Here is a 22,676-nt window from a genome sequence, read left to right as displayed (position 1 = left end):
TAGGACGCGCCCGGTTACTCCCGCACCGGGGGCAGCGCGGCCTGTACGAGGTCGCGGCGGGCATGCAGCGGTTCGACGAAAATGCCTCGGCCGGTGGGCTGCTTCGTCGCCTTCACATCCCCGACCAGCATGCCGTCCAGCCTCGAACCGTCCATGATGAGACCCGAGGAGTTGAGGTTCTTCATCTGCCCGAGAATGTTGTCGTACATGGCCGAATCGGCCTGTGCGATATTGCGGGCCGCGATGAGATGCAGGCCGGTGTCACGTCCGTCGACGATGAGATCCTTCAGCGGATCGAGCGGATTCCCTTGTCCGCGTTGGACGACCATGTGGTAGTCGTCGACCACCACGAAGATTTCCGGGCCGCTCCACCAGGAGCGCTCCTTGAGCTGCTGTGAGGTCACGCCATCGGGCGCACGGCGCTCGCGCATGCGGGCCGCGAAACCGCCGAGTCCCTCGATGAGATCGCGTTCACTGGTGAGGTACCCGATCAGATGTTCCTCGGGCACGGCATCCATATGCTGCCTGCGATAGTCGATGAGCAGGATGCGCGCCTGCTCCGGGGTGAATCGCCGATGGATCGAATCCAGCAGGGCCCCAACCACGGTCGACTTACCGCAGCCCGTGGAACCGAGCACCATCATATGGGTGGAGACACCGAAGTCGATGACGGCCGGGGTGAGGTCGGATTCGCGGAGACCGAACGGCACCGCCAGCCGCTGCGCGAGGGTGGACGGCGCGGGCATTCCCGCGGTGACCTCGGCGAGGGAGATGTTGGCGGGCAACAGCTTGACCTCCGGCGCGCACCTGCCGGGGTATTGGCGGGTGAGGGTTTCGGCCGCGGCGGTCAGCCCCGCACCGATGGAATCCGGCTCCGCGACACCGTCGACGCGCGGCAGCGCGATCAGCATATGCAGGGCGTCGGTGGAGATGCAGCGTCCCGGCCGATTGGCGGGTATCGAGGCGACAACCTGCCGCTGGGTGGTGAATACGGTGTCGGTGAGGTCGCCGAGGCGCATTTCCAACCGGGTCTGCAGCATATCCCTGATCGAGGACCGGATGGCGGCCCAGCGCGAACTGGTCAGCACCAGGTGGACGCCGTAGTTCAGACCCTGCAGCGCAAGCGATTCCACCACCGGTAGGTATTCGTCGTAATACGGTCCGTTGCTGGAGAATCCGACATCCCAGCCGTCGATGACGAGAAAGACGTCTCCATATTGATCGCCTTGGGCATCGAGCAGTGCCGATTCGCGCGCGGACGCGCGGCGGCGACGGAATTCGCGCATGGAATCGATACCCAGTTCGGCGAATACGTTCTGCCGGTGCGCGATCAGGTTGGTCAGCAGTGCGAAGGTGCGCCGAACACGGTCGACGTCGCGGATGGAGGCGATCGAGCCCACGTGCGGCAGGGTGCGCAGGCCGGTGAGACCGCCGGAGAAATCGAGGCAGTAGAACTGCACCTGTTCGGGGGTATGGGTCAGTGCGCCCGACAGGACCAGCGTCTGTACCGCGGTGGATTTGCCCGACTGCGGTCCGCCGACGATCGCGACATGGCCGCCGGCCGCGGACAGGTCCACCGTCCACACGTCCTGGCGTTGCAGGCGGGGTTGGTCGACGATGGCCCAGGGCAGCCGCAGGCTGCCCGGCGTCACGTTCTGAATGAGCCGATCGAGGGTGGGCGCGATATTCAACGGCGGCAACCACATTCGATGGGCGGGCCGTCCGTGCCCGGCGAGTTGCTGCAGTACGGTCTCCATTACCGTCACCGGTTCGGCATCGATGACCTCGGGTTCCGGCGCGGGCACGGGTTCCGGTACGGGACTTTGGATTTCGGTGATCGCGGCCGTGGTGAAACGCTGCGGCATGCGGTAGCCGCCGCTGGCGCGCCGGGCGCGCTGGGTGCCGGGCGTGGCGGTCTGTATGGGGGCGGTATAGGGCGACCCGACATAGGCCGCCTGGAAGCGCTGCAGATCGCCCGCACCGACGCGCAGGTAGCCCGCGCCCGGCTTCTTGGGCAGGTGATAGGCGTCGGCGGTGCCGATGGCATCGCGCGAATCGCTGGTCTGGTTGGTGCGCAACGCGATTCGGTAGGACAGGTGCGCCTCGAGCTCGCCCATCCGACTGGAGGGCACCTTCTGCGAGGCCAGCAGCAGGTGGATGCGCAGTGACCGGCCCAGGCGGCCGATGGCGACGAACAGTTTGGAGAAGCTCGGATGCTGTTCCAGCAGTTCGGCGAATTCGTCGAGGATGATCAGCAGGGTCGGCATGGGTTCGAGCTGTGCGCCCTGTTCACGGGCCCGCTCGTAATCGGCGACGCTGGCGAAGTTGCCGGCATCGCGCAGAATGCGTTGCCGCCGTGCCATTTCGCCGTTGATCACGTCCTCCATACGGGTGACGAGATCGGCCTCCTCCTCCATATTGGTGACCACGGCGGTCACGTGGGAGAGGCGATCGAAGCCGAGGAAGGTCGCACCGCCCTTGAAGTCGACCAGCAGCAGGTTCAACAGGTCCGGGGAGTGCGTGGTCACGGCCGAAAGCACCAGGGTGCGCAGGAATTCGGACTTGCCCGAGCCGGTGGCGCCGATGCACATACCGTGCGGGCCCATACCCTCCTCGGCGGATTCCTTGATGTCGAGGTGGACCAGACTGCCGGCCGGGTCGTAGCCGAAGGGGACGTTCAGCCGGGACCGGTCGATATCGCGGATGACGCGCCAGGTCCGGTCGACCTGGAGATCACCCGGATCGGTGATACCGACCATTTCCTCCCAGGTGGTGCCGCCCGCCTGTTCGGCGGCAACGGCTTCGACCACGGTGGAGAGCCGGTAGGGGGCGAGGCTGCGCGCCAGGGCGGTGCAGGCGCTGACGGACATGGCATCGGCCCGGCCCACGCGGCGCCGGCCGCGGGCGGACACCTCGAACAGCGCGTGGTCCGCATCGACGCTGAAGCGCAGCGCACGCGGCAGCGGCTGTTCGGCGATGCCGAGCCGCAGCCAGGTGCAGCCGTCGATACCGGAGATATCGCGTTCATTGGCCGCGCCGCCGACGCCGACGATGAGCAGGAAGTGCTTACGCTCCAGTGACGGTTGGCTATTGGCCGAGAACGGTCCGCGGTTGAGCCCTGCGAGCACCTTGCCCCGGAGTTCGGCGACCGAGCGGTACACCATCCGGCTGGAGCCGATGGCGTCCTTATCGCTGGGATGCTGGGTGTGCGGCAACCATTTCAACCACGCCCATTCCGGCGCGTCCGGATCCGGCAGGACCGCGGCGATCCCGACCTGGTCCGGACCATGCAGCACAACGGTTTCCGCGAGCATGGCACGCACCAGGGCTGCCACCGCGGCGGCGTCGCCGTCCAGACCGATCTCGGGCGCGGACAGCAGATTGATCGCGACCGGCATGCCACCGACGGTCGAGTACGCCTTGGCGAAACGCGTAACCTCCACCACGCCGACGGGATCCAGGTCCGCCAACGGTGCGGCCTCGGGCACGATGACCCGCACCTGATTCGCGATGCGACCGCGCCCGACCCGGATGCGCAGGAACTGCGGACTGGCGACCTGGACCTCCCACATACGCTGACCGCCGATCAGCCGGGCCACGCTGTCCGGTCCGGGGTGGGTGTGTGTCAGATAGGTCTCGAGCTCGGTCTCGGTGGCGCGCACCGATTTCCGGTGTTCGGCGATACTGCGTAGATAGTCCTTACGCTCCTCGTTGAGCGAGGCCGCGCCACCGGAACCGCTCCCGCCCATACTGCCGCCGAGGGTGCCGAACATCGACACCACCATCATGATCGGGAACATCAGCGACATCGGATTCATGGCCGCGCCGCCGCGGAACATCATGACCATCATGCCGCCCATCCCCGCCATCATCACCACGGGCATGATCATCCGAAGCCGGGACGGCGGAACGGGTTTGGGCAGTTCGGTGGGGGGTTGCAGGCGCAGTTCGGCCACCGCCGGCGCCTTGGGCCCGCGCACCATGCGGGCGGGGCGGACGAAACGGCGCGTGGTTGTCACGGTTGTCCTCCGGGCAGGGGCGCGGCGGCGCGGTCGGCGGCGATGCCGTCGTGTTGAATGCGGGCATCGCGTTGGGACAGGGTCGGCCCGATGGCGAAGAGCGAGACGATGCTCCACGGGGCGGGAATGGGATTGCGCAGCGCGAGTGCGGTCAGGGTGGGGTCCGGTGAACTGCCGCCGATGCGCGCGTCGATGCCGTAGCGCACACCGCTGTCGGAGATCCAGTACAGCGCCTCGCGCAATGGTGAGGCCGGATCCAATCCGGTGACGCGTACGAAACTGCCGGTATCGCGGGGCAGATAGGCGGCGTCGGCGGTGGTTCCGCGGGAACCGCTCGCGGTCACCAGCGGCACCGTACGCGCGAGCTCGTCGGCCGCCAGTGGCAGTTGCCGCCCGATCAGCAGTTCGGTGCTCGCGTTCGGATCGTCGGCCGCGTGCGTCCAGTGGTAGCAGGTGATGCCGTCGCGTTCGGGATCGGCGATGTGCACCGCGGCGGCGGGATAGCTGGTGGTGCCGGGCCAGCCGCCGGGGCGCAGGTTGGTGGCCACCACATCCGGGCCGACGGCGATGGCCGAGACGGCGCCGTGCGAATCGGCATTGCGAACCATGGCCGCCAGCACCGCGCTGATCTGCACCACGCCCGATTGCGAAACCAGATAGTAGGCGGCGCCGTGATCCACGGTGGACACCGAGAGCACCGAGCCGACCGCGACCGACAGACCCGAGGGCAAGCTGATGACCTGCCCGGCCCCCGGCACCGCCGGTACCCGCAGCGGTGGCGCTTCGGGGATGGCTTCCAGCAGACCCGGCGAGGCCGGGAGCACCGGCGCGGTAGCGTCGATGCCCAGCGCGAGGGTGACCGGAGAATCGGCGAGATTGATTATGGCCCTGACGATTCCGCGATCGTGATCGCGATACACCAGCCAGGTGGTGGAGCCCTCGCGCAGCAGCCGGGCCTGGGTGTCGCCGAGCGGGCGAGTGGCATCACCGTCGATGCTGAGCCGACTGCCGATCGCCACGGTGCGCACCGGGGAGCGGCTCGTGGTGGGCAGACCGGTGGTCGGATCCGTCGGCCCGGCCGCACCGATGGCGGTGCTGTCGCATACCGCCCATGAGGAATCGCGGCCATTGCCGTCCGAGATCGCCCCGGGCGCACCCGCGATACCGACGATGGGGCCGCGCGGGAACTTCGCCAACTCCTCCTTGGACACCTGCACCGGGTTCTCGGCCGCGCCGATCACCAAGCGCGCCGAGGTGAGGTTCAGCGCCGGATGCAGTCGTGCGCCGACGCGCACATACAGTGCGCCCGAGCCCTTTTCGGCGACGATCTTCGAATCGCCGATCGGCTTGGCGGGTTTGAAGAAGGACAGCACCGCCGATCCCGCGATGACCACGCAGGCCATCGCGATACCGATCGACAGCGCGGTGGAGCGCCCGCGCTGCGGATCGTCGATCATCGAGGCGTCCCGCCGGACCAGCGCGTGTTCGATGCGCCGGAACAGGAAGCGCCAGCCGGAGATCTGGTGTTTGGTCACCACCCGGAAGCGGGCCACCGTCGTGTGTTTCCTTCCGTCGCGCCGATCAGTGGGCGGCCGGCGCCAGTCCTTCCAGGGCGGCGGTGATATCCGCCTCCGAGATGGTCATGAGTTCTTCATCGGTCATCGCGGCCACATTGGCGTTCTCGCGAGTGAAGCGGTAGTCGCGTTCGGACTCGGCGGCTTCCACCACATTGCGCACGAAACGGCCGTTACCCGCGAGGTCGATCAGGCGACGGCCATTGCGGGCCTGCCCGGAGAGTTGCTCGCAGCGGTCGTGCAGGGCATGGCGGGCATCCCCGGACAGGATCGAATCCTTGTTCTGGGCAATATGTTCGGCAATGCGGACGAGTTCGTTCGCGTCGTAGCTGGCGAAGCGGATGCGTTTGGTGAAGCGGGAGGCCAAGCCGTCGTTGGAGGCCAGGAAGCGATCGATCTGATCCTCGTAGCCCGCGATGATCACCACGAGTTTGTCGCGGTCGTTCTCCATTCGGGCCAGCAGCGTGTCGACCGCTTCCTTACCGAAAGCGTCTCCGCCGGAGAGCCCTTCCTGGATCAGGGTGTACGCCTCGTCGATGAACAGCACTCCGCCCAGGGCCGAATCGATCAGCGCGTTGGTCTTGGGCGCGGTGTGCCCGAGGTGGGTGCCGACCATATCGTTGCGGGACACCTCGATCACATCCGCGTTCTCCACCACGCCGAGTCCGGCGAAGATCTTGGCGATGACCCGGGCGATGGTGGTCTTACCGGTGCCGGGCGGACCGGAGAAGATCAGGTGATGGGACCGGGAGTCCACGGCCAGACCGCGTTTGGCGCGGACCTGATCCATCAGCACACCGGATTTGAGCCGGTCCACCTGCTCCTTGACCGAATCCATGCCGATCTGCGCGCGCAGCAGATCCGAAGCCTCGGTGAGCAGGGATTCGCGTTCGTCACGCGCCGCGGACGCCGCCACCTCGGCCGGGTCGTCGCCCGAGCGCGGATCCCAGCGGTCGGTGCGGGTGGAAATGACGTCGGCGGTGGTGATTTCGAAGCGATAGGTCTTGTCCGCGACCGCACGCTGCCAATCCTCATGCTGCTGCCACAGCGCGGAACCCTGTAGTCCCTTGAGGATTCGATCGGCGGCCTCGTGATCGCCGTTGTGCCGCAACACCATTCCGAGCAGAAAGTGCGCGTCGGCCCAGATGTAGGAGAGACTGCCCGAGGAACTGTCCTCGACGATGCGCTGGGCCCGGGGCAGGGCCTCACCGAAGCGGCCCAGCTGCGCCAGCGCCTGTGTCGCCATCAATTCGGCCGCGATATCGAGCAGATTGTCCTCGAGAGCCGGTTTGCGCGCCCGGAATTCCAGGACATCGGGCCAGCGGTGGGTGCGGAAATACAGTGACAGCCGGACGAAGTCGGCGACATCGTCGGCGGGCAGCTGATCGAGAATGGCGGTGGCCTCGCCCCATTCACCGCCCTCGGCGTATTTGCACGCCTGCGCGAGCGCGATCTGATCGCGATCGGACATGGCCACGCGCAGCCCGTACATTCCGATTTCGACCTGGCACCACAGCGATCGATCGGGCAGGCCCGCCCGCTGCTGATCCCGGTACAGATTGTGGACGGAGCGATACGCCCCGTAGATGACTTCACCAGAGATTTCCCCGGCCATGGCGAGCCCGAGCCAGGCATCGCACATATCCGGATCGAGATCGGTCGCCGCGTGGAATGCCGCCAGCGCGTGCTGGTCGTTGCGCACTCCCCCGGAAACCAATCCGAGACTTTGAACCCCTGTATAGAACGCGTCCTCGGCCGCTGACAACTCGGACTTCCCTTCCACCGATCTCGTCTGCACGAAGGGTAGAGGCGAGCCCGGGACTCTCATTTCCCATCGCTGGGAACAGCCGTACCCCATTTGCCCCGGCCTGCGCATTGCCTTCCCACGAGGGGGAATCGGGCATTGGCCAGCGGCCGTTCAAATATGCCAATATTCGTTGTGCCGTTGATTAACGGCACAAAGGGTCGGCGCCACCTTGCCCCTCATCAGGTGGTCTCGATCCTGCGGCCGGATTCCGCGATCCGGTATGCCGGCCGCCCCGGACATGGTTTGTCGAATACCCTCCCCACGACAACCAGATCCACGACGGCCGGTGGCGTGGGACACCACCGGCCGCTCCGGAATTCCTCAGGCGCAGGTCGGACTGAAGGCCGCTGCGCTCATCGCGCGAAAGCGCTGCACCACCGGAATATCCAGCGCCGCGACCACCCCGCCGCCGGTACCGGGATCACCCGCGTTCAATCGAATGCCGTGCCGGGTGTGCGCGCCGTCGGACATCTGGGCCCGCGCCCGCGTGCGCCAGCCGAAGGGCAAGGTGTGGACGTTCTCCCCGCCGTGCGTCAGGCGTTCGGTGACCTCGGCGAGCAGATCGAGCGAATCGGCCAGATCGGTCAGCAGATCGGTGCCGCCCTCGGTGCGCTCACCCCGTGTGGGCGGGCGGAGATAGCCATCGATGACCACCGCCAGCGCCCCCGTGCGGGCGATGAGCTTGCGGATGATCTTCGCCGCGGCGGCACCGAGCACCAGATCACCATGTTCGAGTGCGATCGAGACGACCAGGCATTCGGCGAATCGATGCGACGTGCCGACCTCGCCCTCGGCGACCCCGACAGCGCAGGCCGACGGTTCGGTGACCGCGTATTCGAAGGTGCGGCAACGGCTACTCTGAATCAGCATGGCACCCGCCCTGTCCCGTGGGCGTCGAACGACGGGGTCGATCGACCGGCAGCGCGTCCTGCCGAATCCGGGTCGTGCTGATTAACGTCATCGAATCTCCGAGCAGATTGATTCCGGATCAAGGCGCCGTGTGATCCCGAGTTCATTTCCGAGTCCACCGGCGAAGTGTGCATCGACTCTACGGCCGAAACGACCGGTCTCCAGGTACCAGAAAGCGTCAGCTGCGGGCCAATTCGCGCCACATCGGCCGAACGACGGCTCCGCGCCCGCGATTCGAGGATGCGGTACCCGGCGCGTTCGGCGACTTCCCACGCGGGGGAAGTGCGCACTGGCAGTAACGACCGGTACGGGATCCAATGGCGGAGGGGAGTGAGGAAATCGAATGATCACCGCGAGTCCCGCGCGCCGCGTTCCCACCTTCGTCTCGATCTACGAACGGGGGTTGAACCAGTGGTATCGCGTCGCTGAATTCCGGCTCAACGCACAGGGTTCGGTCGAACTGCGGCTGTGCAACGGCAGCCCCTGTCCGCTGGCGGTGCACTGGTACCGCGAGGGCATCGAAACACCGGCGACCGAACCACTGGTGACCGCCGCCGACGGCCCCGCCTTCATGCGTGCCCTACTGCGCCCGTTCGCCCTGAGCTACTGCCGGATAGTGGACGAAAGCTCCACGCCCGCTGGGCAACCGGGCTCCGGCTCTCCCCAGCAGTGGCGACACCCGCACGCCGGCACGCCTTAGGTTGGAACGATGGTGCAATCGACACCGTGGCAGGCGGCCGGATCGCCCGGCGGACGGGATCCGCAGCGCGGCGCACACAAATCCATCAGCGAAGGTTGGCCGTACCTTCTGGTGGCACTGGCGAATTCAGCGGTGCTGTATCTGATGTTCAAGCCGTGGCTGTCGGCCTACGGTTGGGACGGTACCGCCACCGTCAATGCCTTCGGGCGATTCCGGCGCACAACCAAACATCTGAATCTGTGGTCGCAGTCGCCGCCGCCCGGACCGCAGATCAGCAATACCTGGGCGGTCCTGGCCACCACCGCCATCCTCATCACCGTGGCGGCGGCGGTCTGGGCCAGTCGGCAGCGCAGCGCGGCGGCCGAAACCCTCACCGCCGTAGCGGCATCGGCCGCGGCGCTGCTGGTGGCGATGGACCTGTACACGCTCAACGCCGCTATACCGCAGGCGAGTGCGGCGCTGGTGATGAACAGGGACCTGTCCGCCCAGTTGGGGCTGGCGATCGGCGCGCTGCGCGGCAGTAACGAATATCCCTGGCCCGGTAAGTTATCGCAGCTCCACACGGCCGGTTTGACATCGACGGCATTGTTCGCGCTCGCCATCACCGTCGTAGCGGCCGCGATCACCGCGCTGCGGGCCCGTCGGGGCCTGCTTCGCGTGATCAAGGCGGTCGTCACCCGAATCCTCTGACGGCCACTTCGATTCCCACGGAAGCGATTCCGAATGCCCGGTTCGACCGTCCTGCGTAACCGGGACTTCCTGCTGTTGTGGTCCGGCAATGCCATTTCCCATGTCGGACTACAGGGTGCGCGCATCGCGTACCCGCTGCTGACACTGCTGCTCACCGATTCACCGATCGCAGCCAGCGTAGTGGCCTTCGCGATCGCGGCGCCGGGGCTGGTGTTCGAAATTCCGGCGGGGGTCGCGGCGGACCTGTGGGACCGCCGACAAACCCTGGTGCTGTGCCAGCGCATGGGATTGGCGGCCACCGTGCTGGCGGCGCTGGTGATCTTCATGCGACCACCGGGTCTGGCGTTGTTTCTCGCGGTGGCCGCCTTCACCGAAGGTACGGCGTACGTCTTCTTCAATACCGCTGAACTGGTTCTGATTCGGGACGTCACCACCGAGGCGGAGCGCCCCGCGGCGTTCGCCTTCCTGGAGGCCGAGCAGCCGATAGCCAATATGATGGGCCGCACGCTCGGCGCGGCACTGCTCGGCATCGCACGCGGGCTGCCGTTTCTGGCCAACGCCGCCTCCTACCTCTATTGCCTGTGGACGCTGTCCAGGATTCGCTCCCGGGCACAGACGCCGCCCGAACCCGCTCCCGCGAAAACCGCGGGCATCTGGGATTGGGATCAGATCCGGGTCGGCATGCGGCACCTCGGGACGGATTCGTTCGGGCGGAACGCCGCGATCACTCTCGGCGCGTCGAACGCGATAATTCAGGTGCTCATTCTGGTGATCACACTCTCGATCAAGCAGAGCGGTCAACCGACGTGGATTGTCGGGGTGGTGCTCGGGGCCACCGGTGTGGGCGGGCTACTGAGCGCGGTACCGGCGGCCCGGCTCGGCAATCGACTCAACCCACAGACCGTGCTCACGGCCGCGTTGTGGGCCTGGACCCTGTTGGCCGTGCCGATCGCCATCACCTCGAATCCCCTTGTGCTGGGCGTGTGCTGGATGGGAGTCGGTTTCGTGGGGACGATGGTCAATGTGCCGCTGACCCTGTATCGAGTGCGGATCTACCCCGAGGAGCTGATCGGCCGAATCTTCGGCGCCAGCAAGCTCATCTCGCACGGTGGGACCGCGGCCGGAGCGCTGTGTTCAGGGGTGCTGGTCTCGATCCTCGGTCCGCACTCGGCGGGCTGGTTGCTGGTGGTGGCGATGGCGCTGCTGGCGCGACGGGCGCGACGGCTGGCCCCACCCCGGTCGGCCGAACCCCCGTCACCCGCACCGGTGGCCGTAGCACCCACCGCACCGAGCACCGGAACCTGGATTACCAGGGTCTCCCGGCAGGGTTCCCGGGCAGGCGATTCCACCGCGCGGACATAGGCCCGACCGGTCAGCGATCCGCTTCCTCGGATCGGCGGCTCTTCGAATCGGAGACGGTATTCGCCGGGTCGGCCGTGGGGTTCTTGCGGGCTGCCGCATCCTCCCGCACCGGATCCGACGCGCGGGCACGCCCGACGCGCGATTCGGTCTGCGGGGCGAAAACCTTTGCCACGGTGTCGGACTCGCGGACACGTTTGGACCAGGGCGTCGATGCGACACCGCGCTCCGGCACCGGAACACCACTTCGCTCGGACGTCTGCGAGTCCGGGGCCGCGGTGGGGTGCCGCTCGCGCGAAGTCCGGGCCACTCTCTCGGGCCCCCGACGTCGTACGGGGCCGCCGCGCCAGGGACTGGCACTCTGCTGGGCGTTCGTCGGACCTACCGTGCCCATCGGATCCGGCTGTCGCGCAGCGGATTCGCCATCACCACCGCTCGGTGCGGTCACCTCGGCAGTGGGACCGGCAGCCAAGACGGTTCGCTCCCTGCTGGGAGGTGCGGCTGTGGCGGCGGGCTCGGAGACCCGCTCCGAGCCGGAAGATACTGCCGCGGTGTGAGTCTCGGTGCGATCGGAGGTGCGGGGCGCGTCCGCCGCGCGGTCGGAGCGCTCGCTACCGCCCCGGACCGCTTCGGAGGCGGGGGATTCCCGCCGCATCCCGGAATTCTCCTGCCACGGTGGCGCGCTCACCCGGGGCGCTGCCGAATTCGCGCCCGGTCCGGCCGAATTCGTGGCCGGGCCCGAGCCATTCGCGGCCGATCCGGTCGAAGCCATAGGCGCCGCCGAATTCGCACCGCGACGCGGCGAGACCCGATCGGATGGCGAGTCCGAACCCGGTGCCACTCGGTCCGGGCCGTCGGTGGCCGCTATCGGCGGTCCGGCGGGCAGCGACTTCCACTGAGCGGGAAGGCTTCCGGTTGTCATCGGGGGATCCACCGGATGTGACACCGGCGGTGGCGGCCCGGTAGGCGCTGCCGTGAACTCGTCCGCCGGTGGGTTGCGCGCAGGCTCGCCCCCGGAGTCGCCGAGGTTCCGTCCGCTGTCGGTGGTGAAATCCAGTCCGCCCACCTTGTTCGCGAAATCCTCCGCGTGCGAGAGCATCTGGTCCGCGTAGGCGTCCAGGAGATCCGCGTAGCGCATGACCTCGTCCGGTTCGATCCGCATCGGCGGCGCCGCCGAGCTGCTCGGCGGCGGGGGCAGATCCAGGACGTCCACCACCGCGTTGTGCAGTGCGCCGCCGACCATGCGCTCGATGACGTGGCCCAGTGGCTCGATCGCCTTGCCGAGCACCTCGGCGAGGAGGTAGGCGATCAGCACCTGTTCCATCACCGACAGCAGTTTGCTCGCCATCGCGGGCAGCGACTGTGCCACCACCGCGGAGAGCCCGCCGGTGGCGAAGGTGCCCGCGATGGCGGCCAGGTACGTCGAGGCCATGGCGGTCAGTTCGGCCAGCACCGCCACCTTGGTCACCACGATCAGCTCGGCGGCGGCGTTCAACGCGACCGCCACGACCTTGCAGGCGCGATCGAGTTCTGCCATATGGGTCGCGCTCATGCGGGCCCAGACCGTGATCAGCTGCTCATAGGAGTACCCGGACCAGACCCCGTTCATATCCTTGATCGCACCGGTCGCGGCCTCATGGGTGCCGCGCACCTTCGCGGCGAAATTCCGTACGTGCGTGGCTAATTCGCGGACCTGATCCTCATTGATATCGGGGTACGGCACGCCCGCGTAATTGAGGAACAGCGCCACCTCGTGCGGTATTTCGATCGCCATGTCCGGCTACCCCGCGGTTCAGAGCACGCGAACGACTATGGCCTGGCTCGACATTCGAGACCATTTGACCGTCGACCCCGAATAGGGCGCCTCGATGACCATGCCGTTCCCGGCGGCCAACTGCACGTGTTCCGGGCCGCGTGAGCTGAAGGAACCGGCGGGGAACACCAGATCACCGGGTCGGGCTTCCGAAACCGGAATGCGGATACCACTGTGGATCTGCTCATAGGTGGTGCGCGGCAGGATCACCTGCCCCTGCGACGCCTGCGCGATGGCGTACTGGGTCAGGCCCGAGCAGTCGAAGCCGCCACCGCTGGGCCCGCCCGCGCCACCGCCACCCCAGACATACCGGGTGCCGAGCCAATTGCTCGCCGCGAGAACGGCATTGCTGCCCGCGGTGCCGTTTCGGGGAATCCGGGTGCGTCGCCGGGTGCGTAGTCGGGGCCGTCGGCGTCTGGGCGAATCCGACCAATTGGTTATGACCTTGGGGGCGGCGGGCGGCATGATCTGCGCGGCGAGCTTGTGCGCGGCGCGGGTGTCCCGGTCGACCTGCTGGGTGGCCTTGGTGATGGTGGTCTGCACCGCGTCGAGCAGGGCCGGGCCGCTGAATCGAGTGTCCCGGATTCCGGCGATCGCCTGGATGCGCGATTGCAGATCCGAGATCTGATGGGTGAGGTGGTTACGGCCGTCAGCGGTATTGCCGCCGGACACCGCGACCGCCTGCCGCACCACACTGTCCTTGCCCTCGTGCGAATCCGCGATCGATACGTGCATACTGCGCGCGCCGGTGTAGGCGGCCAGTGCGGACCCCACGCCCTCGCTCGTATCCCGTTCGAGCACACCCATTCTCGCCGCCTGTACCGGATCGGGAGAACCCGCGCCGTACAGGTCGAGCAATGACTTCAGCACACCGCTCAGGTCGTCGGACAGAACCGTCGCCATTCGCGTCACCGCCTTCGCGCCTCACCGAGCGTCCGTTGTGTTCCCGGTCGTCGTGCCGCCCAGGCGATTCCGGGCAGCATGCCGCCGCGTATCGGCCGTAGCCGTCCGTCGACTATGCATGACCGGCCGCCGCGCGGCTTCCCACCTCGGGGAACACCGGACAATGAGTCTGATCAACAGGGAGGCGGGTGCCGGCGGCGATGGCAACGGATGCGACGTATATGACGGACACGACCGACGCGGAGACCACGGCGAGCCCGGCGGGCGCCTTCACCCTGCCGGGTGGAACGGATGAGGCCCGCACGCCGCCCGCGGCAGCGGCGGACGCCGAAACCCTGCCCGCCGGAACGGTTCCGGTCTCGGCCTCGGTGGCACCGGGCGCTCATACGCTTCCCGTGAAAACCGGCCGGGATACCCGGCCCTCCGGTATCGGCAAGCACTACTGGACGATTCCGCGACTCCCGGTCCCCTCCGGCGCGTCGCCCGCCCTCAAGAGCTTCATCGCGATGGCCGAGGCCGCGCTCCAGACCGCCGTCGACCTACTCGGCCGCGGAACGACCTTCCCACCGCCCCGGGTCGACGATCTGCTGACCACCAAGGTGTACAAAAGCCTCGGCGAGGGCAAAGCGTCCGAGCTGTATCAGAAGACGCTCGAAGCGGTCGAATCCCGCCAGGCCTCGCTGCTGACCATGGATGACAAGGTGCTCGATGTCGCCAATGTGATGTCGGCAGACAAGGACCGCACCCTCGCCGCGATCAAACATCTGATCGCGGATCTGGTTGCCGCGCTGAGCAGAAAGACAGCCGCCAAATTACAACCCGCCGATGAGGTGAGCCTCATGGACACGATCGCCAAGACGATCGAGGAGGTGTACAAGCGGGTCAGCAAGGTCGCCGAAGACAATTTGCGCATGTCCGGCGGAGGCAACGGCGGCAACCCCGGCGGCGGTAACGGTGGCAATGGCGGGAATCCCGGGGGCGGCGGGAGCGGCGGACAGCAGCAGCAGCCGGGTGCGAATGGCGGGGGCGGGGGCGGTGACAGCGGCGGCTCGGGAATCATGCAGGCGCTCATGATGATTCCGATGCTGGGCGCCAGCCTACTGCCCTCGGCACTGCAACTGGTCGAGAAGATGAACGACAAGAGCGATCAGCGCGACGATCGCCAGCATCCGGACGGCCCGCCCCCAGGCGCACCGGGCGGTCCCCCGCCGGGCGCGGCGGCCCCCAACTCGCCGGGTGTTCCCCCACCCGGCGCTACGGCGCCGGGCGCGCCGGGGGTTCCCCAGCCCGGCCCGGGCGGGGATCCCGCCGCGGCGGCGCAACCCGCGGGAGCGACCATTCCGGTATCGGGTACAGACTCCCCACCCGGCGCACCGCCACCCCCGCCTCCTCCCCCACCCCCGCCGCGCACCGGTTCAGCGTGAGGATGAGGACGACGGGATAGCTTGCACCGCAAGCCATCCCGCTCTTGTCTCGGCGAACACCCTTCTCACTGGCGAGAAGTCGCCCGCTGCGCGGTGACGCATGCTGAAGGGCAGGGCCGCCGACGAACGAGGATCGATGAGAGAACTTCACCCCGATGTGCGGGCGGGACTCGCCATGAAGCGGGAACTGCAGCATCGCTTCGAAGCAATTCAGGAGCGGGCCGAGCAAATCGTCGCGCGGCGTCCCTCACCCTCAGGCCTGGTCATTCCCGAGGTCGACATCCACGGGCGACTCCGGGATCTGTATCTGGCTCCCGGAACGTGCGACAGATTCGGCAGTCACGAACTGGTCGCCGAGATCATGACCGCCATAGCCGAGAGCACCGCTGACGCGCGGCGCAAATACCACATCGATATGAATGACATTTCGCTACTGCCACGCCCGCTCGCGGAAGCGATGCGGCAATGGCGGGCCGACGGCGCACCCGGCTCCCGGGAGCCCGATTTCGGGAAGTCGGAGAAATGATTCGAAGCAGCCCGGCGGGAGGAACCAATCGAGCATGGCCGACCATCTCCTCATCGAGCCAGATGATCTGCGGAAATCCGCGGAGCAGCATGCCTTGATCGCGGCGGAGCTTCGCAGGAGGGCCGCCATTCCGCAAGCCTGGCTCGACGAATTCCCGGAAACCTACGGCACAATCGCCGACCCCATGCACGGCGCGCTGGTCGAGTTCTACAACGATCGCTATGCCAAGGCAGACCGACTGGCTCGCAACCATGAACAGACTCGCGACCAATTGCTCAGGGCCGCAGCGGAACTCGAAGCCAGAGACGAGCACGGGCGACACCAGATCAGTCAAGCCGGCGGCGGCTTCGACAATCGCCCCGGCGGCGCCGGACCGCATACACCGAATACCGATCCTTCACCGCCGCCGATCATTCCGGCGCCGTCCATTGGCGGCACCCCACCGAAGCGGTCCGTTCTCCCGGCCGCCGACGGACGGGCGACGGCTCCGAACGCCGCGCCCTCGGCGGTGCGGAACATCACCCGACCCGACGATCCCGCCGCGGTCGGCACTCCGATAGGCCCGATCGCTCCCGTAGGGTCCGCCACATCGGTCGGACCCTCGACGCCCATTGGGCCCGTGGCTCCAGTTCCGTCCACACCCTCCACCGGTTCCACCGCGCAACCGCGAAATGCGGGGCCGAGAACCGATATCCCCGTTGCCCCCGCCGCGACCACCGCCCCACCACCTCGCATCACGGCACCCGGCGCCGACCCACGATCCGCCAATGGCATCCATGCGTCCTCGACTGCTCCGGACCGAGCGGTATCCACCGCTCACCCCGTGACCGGGCCGGCCCGGCGCCTGGTAGACGGCCCGCTCTCACCGGGGCCGCTCGCGGCGTCGGCGCGGAGTACCGGGGCCAGGCGCTCACAGCCGTCGCTGGTCGTCGGCGATACCGTAGCCGACCATCTGACACTCGCTCGCACATTGCTCGCGGGAGTTCTTGCCGCCGTGGGCGATTCGACGCCCGGCTTGGAGTGGGCCACCGCTGTGGCGATCACCCGTCGCGGACCGGTGCTGTTGCTGACCTCGACGGAAGGTCGCGGCTGGTTACCGGCCGGGCTCTTCCTCCCTTCCGAGGTCATCGTGCCGTGGCGCTGGAAATCCCGCTTCGGTGACAGCGACCGGCAGGCCATCGCGAAGTTGGCCGGAATCGACGACCCGGCGCGCATGCTCGCCGAACTGGTATCGATCACGACAAGCCGCATATCGATTCGGCTCAGCGCACTGGCGTCCTCCACGACCATCTCGAATCGACTGCGGTCATCCCTTCCGGCTGATATCGCGATCACGGATCACGTGCCGGCCGCCCCGACCGACGCCGATTTCTCGAATCCTGGTGCGGGGCTGGTCGATCGACTCGAAATAGCCGGCACCGACCGCACCCGGAATTACGCGGAAATGACAACCGATATGGATATCCTGGTTACCTGTCAGAAGCTGGTGATCGACACGCAAATCCAGACGGAGCCGACGGGGCCCATCGCACGCTCACGTGACGGGTTCATCCGACGCCGTACCGATGAGATGCGGCGTCTGTACGCCGATACCGAACCCGATCGCCAGACGCTGCGGGACATGCTTTATACCTACGAACAGATTGTCACGCACCCCGGGTCGGAAATAGCCGCTGTGCCGAAAAACTCTGCCGGCAACGGCTCATCCCGTATCGAAATGAGCATCTGATGGCTCCTGAAATCGACGCCGGCAAGGTCGACAAGGTTGTCGCAGATGTCCGAAAAGACTATGAATACAGCTTCTGTGACGATGACGGGTTCCAGGATGATCAGGCAAAAGCATCTTTGGACCGTCTCCTCACATTGAATGCGGAAGAATTCAAGGACGCGTGGGACAAGCTTGACGAACAGGCCGGCGGAGGAGCTCTCGACCTCAAGTCCGAGCTCGCGAAGACGGCGCACGAAAAGCATGTCGACAATGGGAAGTACAAAGATCTCGTGTCATCTTTGTATCACAATAACGTCGACACCTACTACCAAACCATTGTAGACAAACCTGTATTCAGCACCGATGCGGACAACTCTGTCAACGACCAAACGCAAAAGCATGCGGTATTGGTCGAACTGAAGGCGCCGGACGGTGCCAGCGCGCCATTGAAGGCCCTGGTGCTGGATACAAAGTTCACCATGCAATGGGATCTCGATTCGCTCGGCCTGCGCCGCCCGAAAGAGGAGCACCCGACCTTCGCTCCGGCGCTGGTGACGGAAGAACGACCGACGACTTTGAGTGGCTGGTCGGACATCAGGGCCGCGCACGGAGCCCTGGAGGATGGATTGAAGAAGCGGGAGGCAGCATACAACGGCGAACACCAGATCGCCACGGACGCCACATTCGACACCGAGGTGACAGGAAATGACCTCTTCAAAAATTTGGTCAAAATGATCGCCGAGGTGCAAGACGTCCTCAAGAACAAGGTGGACGGCTGGCAGCGCGATGGCGATAAGCTGACGCAGACGCACTATTACCAACATGATCATGATCCGATAGTCGAAACGGTTTTCGAGAAGTCCACAGACGGTTTGTTCTATCTCACCCCGAGCGTGGAACAGCGGGTATATGTCGAACCACTCAAGGAAAAGGTCAGAAAATGGACCGAGGCCTATGAGAAGGTAGCCGACAAGTTTCTGAAGGAAGCAGCGAAGGTCACTCCGACGCCGAAGAAACCCGACGGACCGGGAGCCGGTGGTGGAGAAAAGACCGGAGAAGGCGCGGGAGCGGGAACCGGAGCGGGAGCAGGGACCGGAGCGGGGACCGGAGCCGGAACGGGGACGGGAGCGGGGACCGGAGCCGGAGCGGGAACCGGAACACCCTCGGCGCAGAACACCGACTACAGCGCGCTGTTCAAGGACGCGCTCGCGAATAGTCCGGGCGGGCAAGGCAATCCGGCCACGAAACCGGATGCCTCGTCTCCCGGGACCACCCCGACCGATACCACCACGACCCCGACCGGCACCGGCGACGACCAGGTTATCGATGAGATCAACGCGGCGAGAGAACGCATCGAGCAGGGCGCGAACGTCACCCCGGCCGTGTACAACCCCGGGATGAATTCCGGGGGGAGCATGGGTGGAAGTACCGGCGGGAACGCGGGTGGGAACACCGGCGGCGGTTCGAGTTTCGACCCGAGCATGCTGATGGCGATCTCGGCGATGTCACAGGCGGCGCAGAACCGGAATCAGGACAACCCGGGAATCCAGCACGACAGGGGCGAACCACAACGGCGACAGGATCCGAATGCCGTCACTCCCGCCTCCACCACGCCGGGCGGGCCGACCGCACCCGGGGCGCCCGGAACGCCCGGGCAGCCGACGGTGACCGCCGACCAGACCACTCCCCCGCCCGCCAATGGAAAGGGCCTGGTGAACGTCACGATTCCCGGCCTGAGCGGTACCCAGGAAGTGACGCCTGCGGTGCAGGACGCGCTCAACAAGGCGTTCAACAATCCGAACCTCTGCGACGGACGCGGCGCGTACGAAAACAGTCCTGCCGGTATGCAGTGGACGCAGGTCACCGAATCCCAACTACATACCGGCGATATCGTGCAGTGGGCCGACCGAACCGCCTTGGTGGTGATGACCCAGGACGGACCGCAGATCGTCATCAACGGCGAACTCGGTCCGAAGCAGGACGGCCACCTGGTGAGATTCGACCAGAACAACCTTCCGGATTCACTCGGAGTCGCGTTCGGAAAGTTTCAGGGATTCTTCCATCCCAGCGGCGCGGACATGATTACCGACGGGCAGGGGCCGCCCGATGCGAAACCCGCCGATCCGCCCAAGGTCACCGCGCCCGGGGCACCCGGGGTGGTCCCGGCGGCGAACCCGCCCAAGGGTCCGAGCGGGGAGACATAGCGGTGGAATTGGCCACGGCCGCAGGCGATTTCCTGATCGCCTCGGCCGAGCGCCTGGCGCTGGACACTGATCCGGAGACGATCCGCGCCACGCTGCACCGAGCGTGCGGCGGGCAGTTGAATCCGTTGGCTGCCGACGGATACCCTGCGAGCAGACTCACCAGCACCGGTGTTCCGTTCGAAGCCAGCGTGACCGGTGGCGGAGGCCGGAGCACGCCCGCTCTCCGCTATGTGACGGAGGCCGGAACAATACACGCCGACTTCGGATCTCGTCTCACCGCTCAGCTCGCCGCTATCGATGAAGTCGCCGAGCTGATGCCGAACAACGCCGCACCAGCGGCGGAGACGCTGCGAGCCTTCGTCGCCGCGCTATATCCCGATCCGGCCGACCTTCCCGCATGTCAGCGCTTCGCGACCTGGCTCGGGGTGGTACATCGCGCGGCGGCGGATCGCCCCCCGGGCCTCAAGCTGTACGGCTCCCTCCGCGCCGCGCCGGACGCATTGCCTCGGCTGTGCGCGGCATGGCCCGAATTCACCGGACTGGCTCCGGTCACCGCACACCATGAGTTCATCGAACCCTGCTTCGCCGCAATCGAAGTCGACGCGCATGGCGCCCTCGGTCACAAGGTCTATCTGAAAGCCAGATACGGCGATATCGCCACGCCGATGAAACTGGTCCGCCACTTCGGCGATCCGGCGTGGGAGGTGCTGTCCGAGCTGGTCCGCTGCGGAGCCGACCCGGCCGACCTGCACCACTTCCCGATCGCGATCTGCCGTGGGCATCGTGACGGTGCCACCACCTTCGCGCTGCACCTGGGCCGCCACCGCGGGCGCGACCTGACCCCGCTCGTGCGTGAGCTCGCGGCCCGGCATCACGGCAGCACCGCGGCGGTCGACGCCCTGGCCGGGGCCGCCGAGTCCACCGGCGCCACATGGCGCTATTCGGTTGTGGGCCTGGGCTGTTCATCCGGCGCGGGCATAGACAAACTGAACGTGTACGGCACGCCCAGCTGGGACGACGCCTGATATCGCACGCGAGGTCGAGCACAGGTCAGGTCCACGTCCGGTAGGTGAGCGGGCGTCCCGGTGTGCCACCGGGACGCCCGAGAAGCCCACTGGCCGTTATCCATTCACCCGATCATCGAGCGGTGACACCGTCACCGCAGCGGGCGGACCCGCCGTCACCGCCGGTGGCGCGACCCGCGGTCCGATGGTGTCGACCGTGGAGACCTGCTCGGCGGCGGTGGCCGCCGCGGCGACCGGAACGGCCGCGAACAGGGGGTGACCCAGGATCTGCTCGTGCGCGTACACCGCGTCCCGCAGGCCCTGACGGGTGGGTTGGTCCGCGAGCAGCAGCACCAGTTCGGTGCATCGGCGCTCGAATACCATGGCGCGCAATGCTTCCGCCTGGTCTTCGATGCGCAACTGGCCCAGGGTGACCCGGCCCGCGTCGACCCGGCGGGAGAGCATGGTGGCGGCGAGCAGATCGTCGGCGTCCCGCAGTTCCTGCCACAGCTGTGCGGGCACCTGCTGGTTCTCGCGCAGCAGGGCGAGCACGCGACCGCGCAGGGCGCGACCACCGGCCGCCTCGGCCGGGGCCGCGATGGTGCGGCCGAGGTCGGCGTGCGCCTGCTCCGCCAGCTCGGTGCGGCGGCGATGGATTGCCGAATCCGGCACCGCGCCAACACTTTCCAATGCGGGTATGGATGCGGCAAGGGCCAGCCGATCGGCGGTGCCGGGTGCGGGTGTGCGCAGATCGATGTCGTAAGCGGGCGGGACCATATCTTCCACGGCGGTATCGGGCAGTTGTGCGCGCAGGCTCGAATCGATCGACCCGGAGGACACCAGGGCGGTCAGGGTCGACTCCGTCGTACCGCCCCAGGCCCGGCCGAATTCGGCGAGTACGCGTGCCGGATCGGCCACACCCTCCCACGGCCAGCTCTGTTCCGTCCCGAGCATCTCGTCCCACAGCCACGGGGTGGATACCTCACGTGGCAGGTAGAGCCCGGCGGGCAGCCAGCCCCGGCCCTCGTTGCTGGTGATGAACACGCCGATGCCGGTCGGCCCGCGCATGACCGAAACCGCCCAGGCCAGACCGATGATCGGCTCGTCCACGGCCGCCAGCACCGCGGCGAGCAGGGTGCGGGCGATCACCAGGTCCTCGTTGACGGCCTCGTTCACCACATGGCCCGGACCGGTCTCCCGATCCTTGGCGGCGGCGACCGCCGCCGCGAACGGGGTCGGCAGCATTGCCGGCACGGCATCGCCGGGCACGCCGGTCCCCGAGGTGGGGGCCGCGTGCTGCGCCGAATCGCCGCTACCCGCGCCGGTGAGGATCGGCGCGGCGCCGGCGCCGGTCGGGGCGGTGACCGCAGCGGGGCGTACCGCATCGGCGGCCGTCCCGGACAGACCGTCGCGGCCCGCGGTGGTGTGCGGCGCCGACGGATCAGTCGCCGAGGCGGCGGGTGCGAGGGGCGCTCCGGACACACCCGGGGCGGCCGGTGCGCCACCGGGCGCCCCGACGGTCGCCGGGGCGCCCGCGCCGGGGCCCGGCGCGGTGATCGGCGAGGCGCCCTGTCCGCCAGCGGTGTTCGGGTCGCTGCCACCCGAAACCGGTGGCACGGCGCCGGGATTCCCCGGTCCGCCCGGGGTCTGCGCGCTCGGGTGAACAAGCGGCGGAACGCCCGCGGGCGTTCCGGCACCGCCGGAGGGGCCGTCGCCGGATCGGTGGATCGCCGCCGCGCTGTCCCGATCCGCGCGCTCGTACTCGTCGGCGGAGGCGTTGAGTTCGGCCGCGGTGCGGTAGTGCTGTTCCGCGAGCGCATTGCCCGCCTGCTGCCGGGCGTTGTAATACTTCGTCAACGCGTCCAGGACAGGGCTGGCGATGGTTCCGTAGGTGTGCGGGAAGGCTTTGAGCCAATCCTCCGGCGGCTTGGCCCATTCCACGGTCTCATCGCCGACTCGCTGGTGCTGGACCGCGAGTTGGCGGAGTACCGCTGGATCGATGTGCACTTTCTCGGCCACGTTGAATCGAACTCCCT

At 67.3% G+C, this 22,676-nt stretch carries 15 protein-coding genes and 1 pseudogene; 9 read left to right on the top strand and 7 right to left on the bottom strand.

What is annotated here, in order from left to right:
• Positions 1-14: 14 nt before the first annotated feature.
• The 4 genes from eccCa to OHB26_RS23420 form a co-directional block, all read right to left on the bottom strand.
• Positions 15-4,019 carry a type VII secretion protein EccCa gene (gene eccCa, locus OHB26_RS23435; RefSeq protein WP_330179412.1) on the bottom strand — a complete coding sequence of 1,335 codons (4,005 nt, stop codon included), beginning with the start codon at positions 4,017-4,019 and terminating at the stop codon, positions 15-17.
• Positions 4,016-5,572 carry a type VII secretion protein EccB gene (gene eccB, locus OHB26_RS23430; protein ID WP_330179411.1) on the bottom strand — a complete coding sequence of 519 codons (1,557 nt, stop codon included), beginning with the start codon at positions 5,570-5,572 and terminating at the stop codon, positions 4,016-4,018. The genes eccCa and eccB overlap by 4 nt, the downstream gene beginning before the upstream one ends.
• Before the next feature lie 28 nt (positions 5,573-5,600).
• Positions 5,601-7,310: a type VII secretion AAA-ATPase EccA gene (gene eccA, locus OHB26_RS23425; protein WP_330179410.1), complete on the bottom strand. Its 1,710-nt coding sequence runs from the start codon at positions 7,308-7,310 to the stop codon at positions 5,601-5,603.
• 411 nt (positions 7,311-7,721) lie between these two features.
• Entirely contained in the window at positions 7,722-8,270 is a 549-nt protein-coding gene (locus OHB26_RS23420; RefSeq protein ID WP_330179409.1) for a hypothetical protein, read from the bottom strand.
• 382 nt (positions 8,271-8,652) lie between these two features.
• On the opposite strand from OHB26_RS23420, the gene OHB26_RS23415 reads away from it, so the two are divergent.
• From OHB26_RS23415 to OHB26_RS23405, 3 genes are read left to right on the top strand one after another with little or no spacing between them, the layout of a single operon-like run.
• A complete protein-coding gene (locus OHB26_RS23415) occupies positions 8,653-9,009 on the top strand; it encodes a hypothetical protein (RefSeq protein ID WP_330179408.1) in 357 nt (118 codons plus the stop codon).
• Between the two features lie 9 nt (positions 9,010-9,018).
• Positions 9,019-9,699, top strand: coding sequence for a hypothetical protein (locus OHB26_RS23410; RefSeq protein WP_330179407.1), 681 nt, complete (start codon positions 9,019-9,021; stop codon positions 9,697-9,699).
• A gap of 33 nt (positions 9,700-9,732) precedes the next feature.
• Positions 9,733-11,061, top strand: a complete 1,329-nt coding sequence (locus OHB26_RS23405; RefSeq protein ID WP_330179406.1) for an MFS transporter — start codon at positions 9,733-9,735, stop codon at positions 11,059-11,061.
• Positions 11,062-11,071: 10 nt separating this feature from the next.
• On the opposite strand, the gene OHB26_RS23400 is transcribed toward OHB26_RS23405, so the two are convergent.
• Together OHB26_RS23400 and OHB26_RS23395 are read right to left on the bottom strand one after the other, a co-directional pair.
• Entirely contained in the window at positions 11,072-12,832 is a 1,761-nt protein-coding gene (locus OHB26_RS23400; RefSeq protein WP_330179405.1) for a WXG100-like domain-containing protein, read from the bottom strand.
• A gap of 18 nt (positions 12,833-12,850) precedes the next feature.
• Entirely contained in the window at positions 12,851-13,774 is a 924-nt protein-coding gene (locus OHB26_RS23395; RefSeq protein WP_330179404.1) for a C40 family peptidase, read from the bottom strand.
• 221 nt (positions 13,775-13,995) lie between these two features.
• On the opposite strand from OHB26_RS23395, the gene OHB26_RS23390 reads away from it, so the two are divergent.
• The 6 genes and pseudogenes from OHB26_RS23390 to OHB26_RS23370 all read left to right on the top strand — a co-directional run bounded on the left by OHB26_RS23390 (position 13,996) and on the right by OHB26_RS23370 (position 20,661).
• The gene (locus OHB26_RS23390; protein WP_330179403.1) at positions 13,996-15,198 is read left to right on the top strand and encodes a hypothetical protein; all 1,203 of its coding nucleotides are present in this window, start codon (positions 13,996-13,998) and stop codon (positions 15,196-15,198) included.
• 136 nt (positions 15,199-15,334) lie between these two features.
• Positions 15,335-15,724, top strand: a complete 390-nt coding sequence (locus OHB26_RS23385; RefSeq protein ID WP_330179402.1) for a hypothetical protein — start codon at positions 15,335-15,337, stop codon at positions 15,722-15,724.
• Positions 15,618-16,040, top strand: a pseudogene (locus OHB26_RS39745) (type VII secretion target); the annotation flags it as partial. The gene OHB26_RS23385 and the pseudogene OHB26_RS39745, both read left to right, overlap by 107 nt.
• A gap of 717 nt (positions 16,041-16,757) precedes the next feature.
• Positions 16,758-17,453: a hypothetical protein gene (locus OHB26_RS23380; RefSeq protein ID WP_330179401.1), complete on the top strand. Its 696-nt coding sequence runs from the start codon at positions 16,758-16,760 to the stop codon at positions 17,451-17,453.
• The gene (locus OHB26_RS23375) at positions 17,453-19,636 is read left to right on the top strand and encodes a hypothetical protein (protein WP_330179400.1); all 2,184 of its coding nucleotides are present in this window, start codon (positions 17,453-17,455) and stop codon (positions 19,634-19,636) included. The genes OHB26_RS23380 and OHB26_RS23375 overlap by 1 nt, the downstream gene beginning before the upstream one ends.
• Before the next feature lie 2 nt (positions 19,637-19,638).
• Positions 19,639-20,661: a hypothetical protein gene (locus tag OHB26_RS23370; RefSeq protein ID WP_330179399.1), complete on the top strand. Its 1,023-nt coding sequence runs from the start codon at positions 19,639-19,641 to the stop codon at positions 20,659-20,661.
• Between the two features lie 96 nt (positions 20,662-20,757).
• On the opposite strand, the gene OHB26_RS23365 is transcribed toward OHB26_RS23370, so the two are convergent.
• Positions 20,758-22,659: a type VII secretion target gene (locus OHB26_RS23365; protein WP_330179398.1), complete on the bottom strand. Its 1,902-nt coding sequence runs from the start codon at positions 22,657-22,659 to the stop codon at positions 20,758-20,760.
• Between the last annotated feature and the right edge of the window lie 17 nt (positions 22,660-22,676).

This window comes from Nocardia sp. NBC_01503, from assembly GCF_036327755.1.
GTDB lineage: Bacteria > Actinomycetota > Actinomycetes > Mycobacteriales > Mycobacteriaceae > Nocardia.
This window is presented reverse-complemented; position numbering and strand designations above follow the sequence as displayed.

Bases quoted from the DNA above. Each gene is read 5' to 3' on its own strand.
- OHB26_RS23420 (WP_330179409.1), bottom strand. From the start codon at position 8,270: ATGCTGATTCAGAGTAGCCGTTGCCGCACCTTCGAATACGCGGTCACC.
- OHB26_RS23415 (WP_330179408.1), top strand. From the start codon at position 8,653: ATGATCACCGCGAGTCCCGCGCGCCGCGTTCCCACCTTCGTCTCGATC.
- OHB26_RS23410 (WP_330179407.1), top strand. From the start codon at position 9,019: ATGGTGCAATCGACACCGTGGCAGGCGGCCGGATCGCCCGGCGGACGG.
- OHB26_RS23405 (WP_330179406.1), top strand. From the start codon at position 9,733: ATGCCCGGTTCGACCGTCCTGCGTAACCGGGACTTCCTGCTGTTGTGG.
- OHB26_RS23400 (WP_330179405.1), bottom strand. From the start codon at position 12,832: ATGGCGATCGAAATACCGCACGAGGTGGCGCTGTTCCTCAATTACGCG.
- OHB26_RS23395 (WP_330179404.1), bottom strand. From the start codon at position 13,774: ATGGCGACGGTTCTGTCCGACGACCTGAGCGGTGTGCTGAAGTCATTG.
- OHB26_RS23390 (WP_330179403.1), top strand. From the start codon at position 13,996: ATGACGGACACGACCGACGCGGAGACCACGGCGAGCCCGGCGGGCGCC.
- OHB26_RS23385 (WP_330179402.1), top strand. From the start codon at position 15,335: ATGAGAGAACTTCACCCCGATGTGCGGGCGGGACTCGCCATGAAGCGG.
- OHB26_RS23375 (WP_330179400.1), top strand. From the start codon at position 17,453: ATGGCTCCTGAAATCGACGCCGGCAAGGTCGACAAGGTTGTCGCAGAT.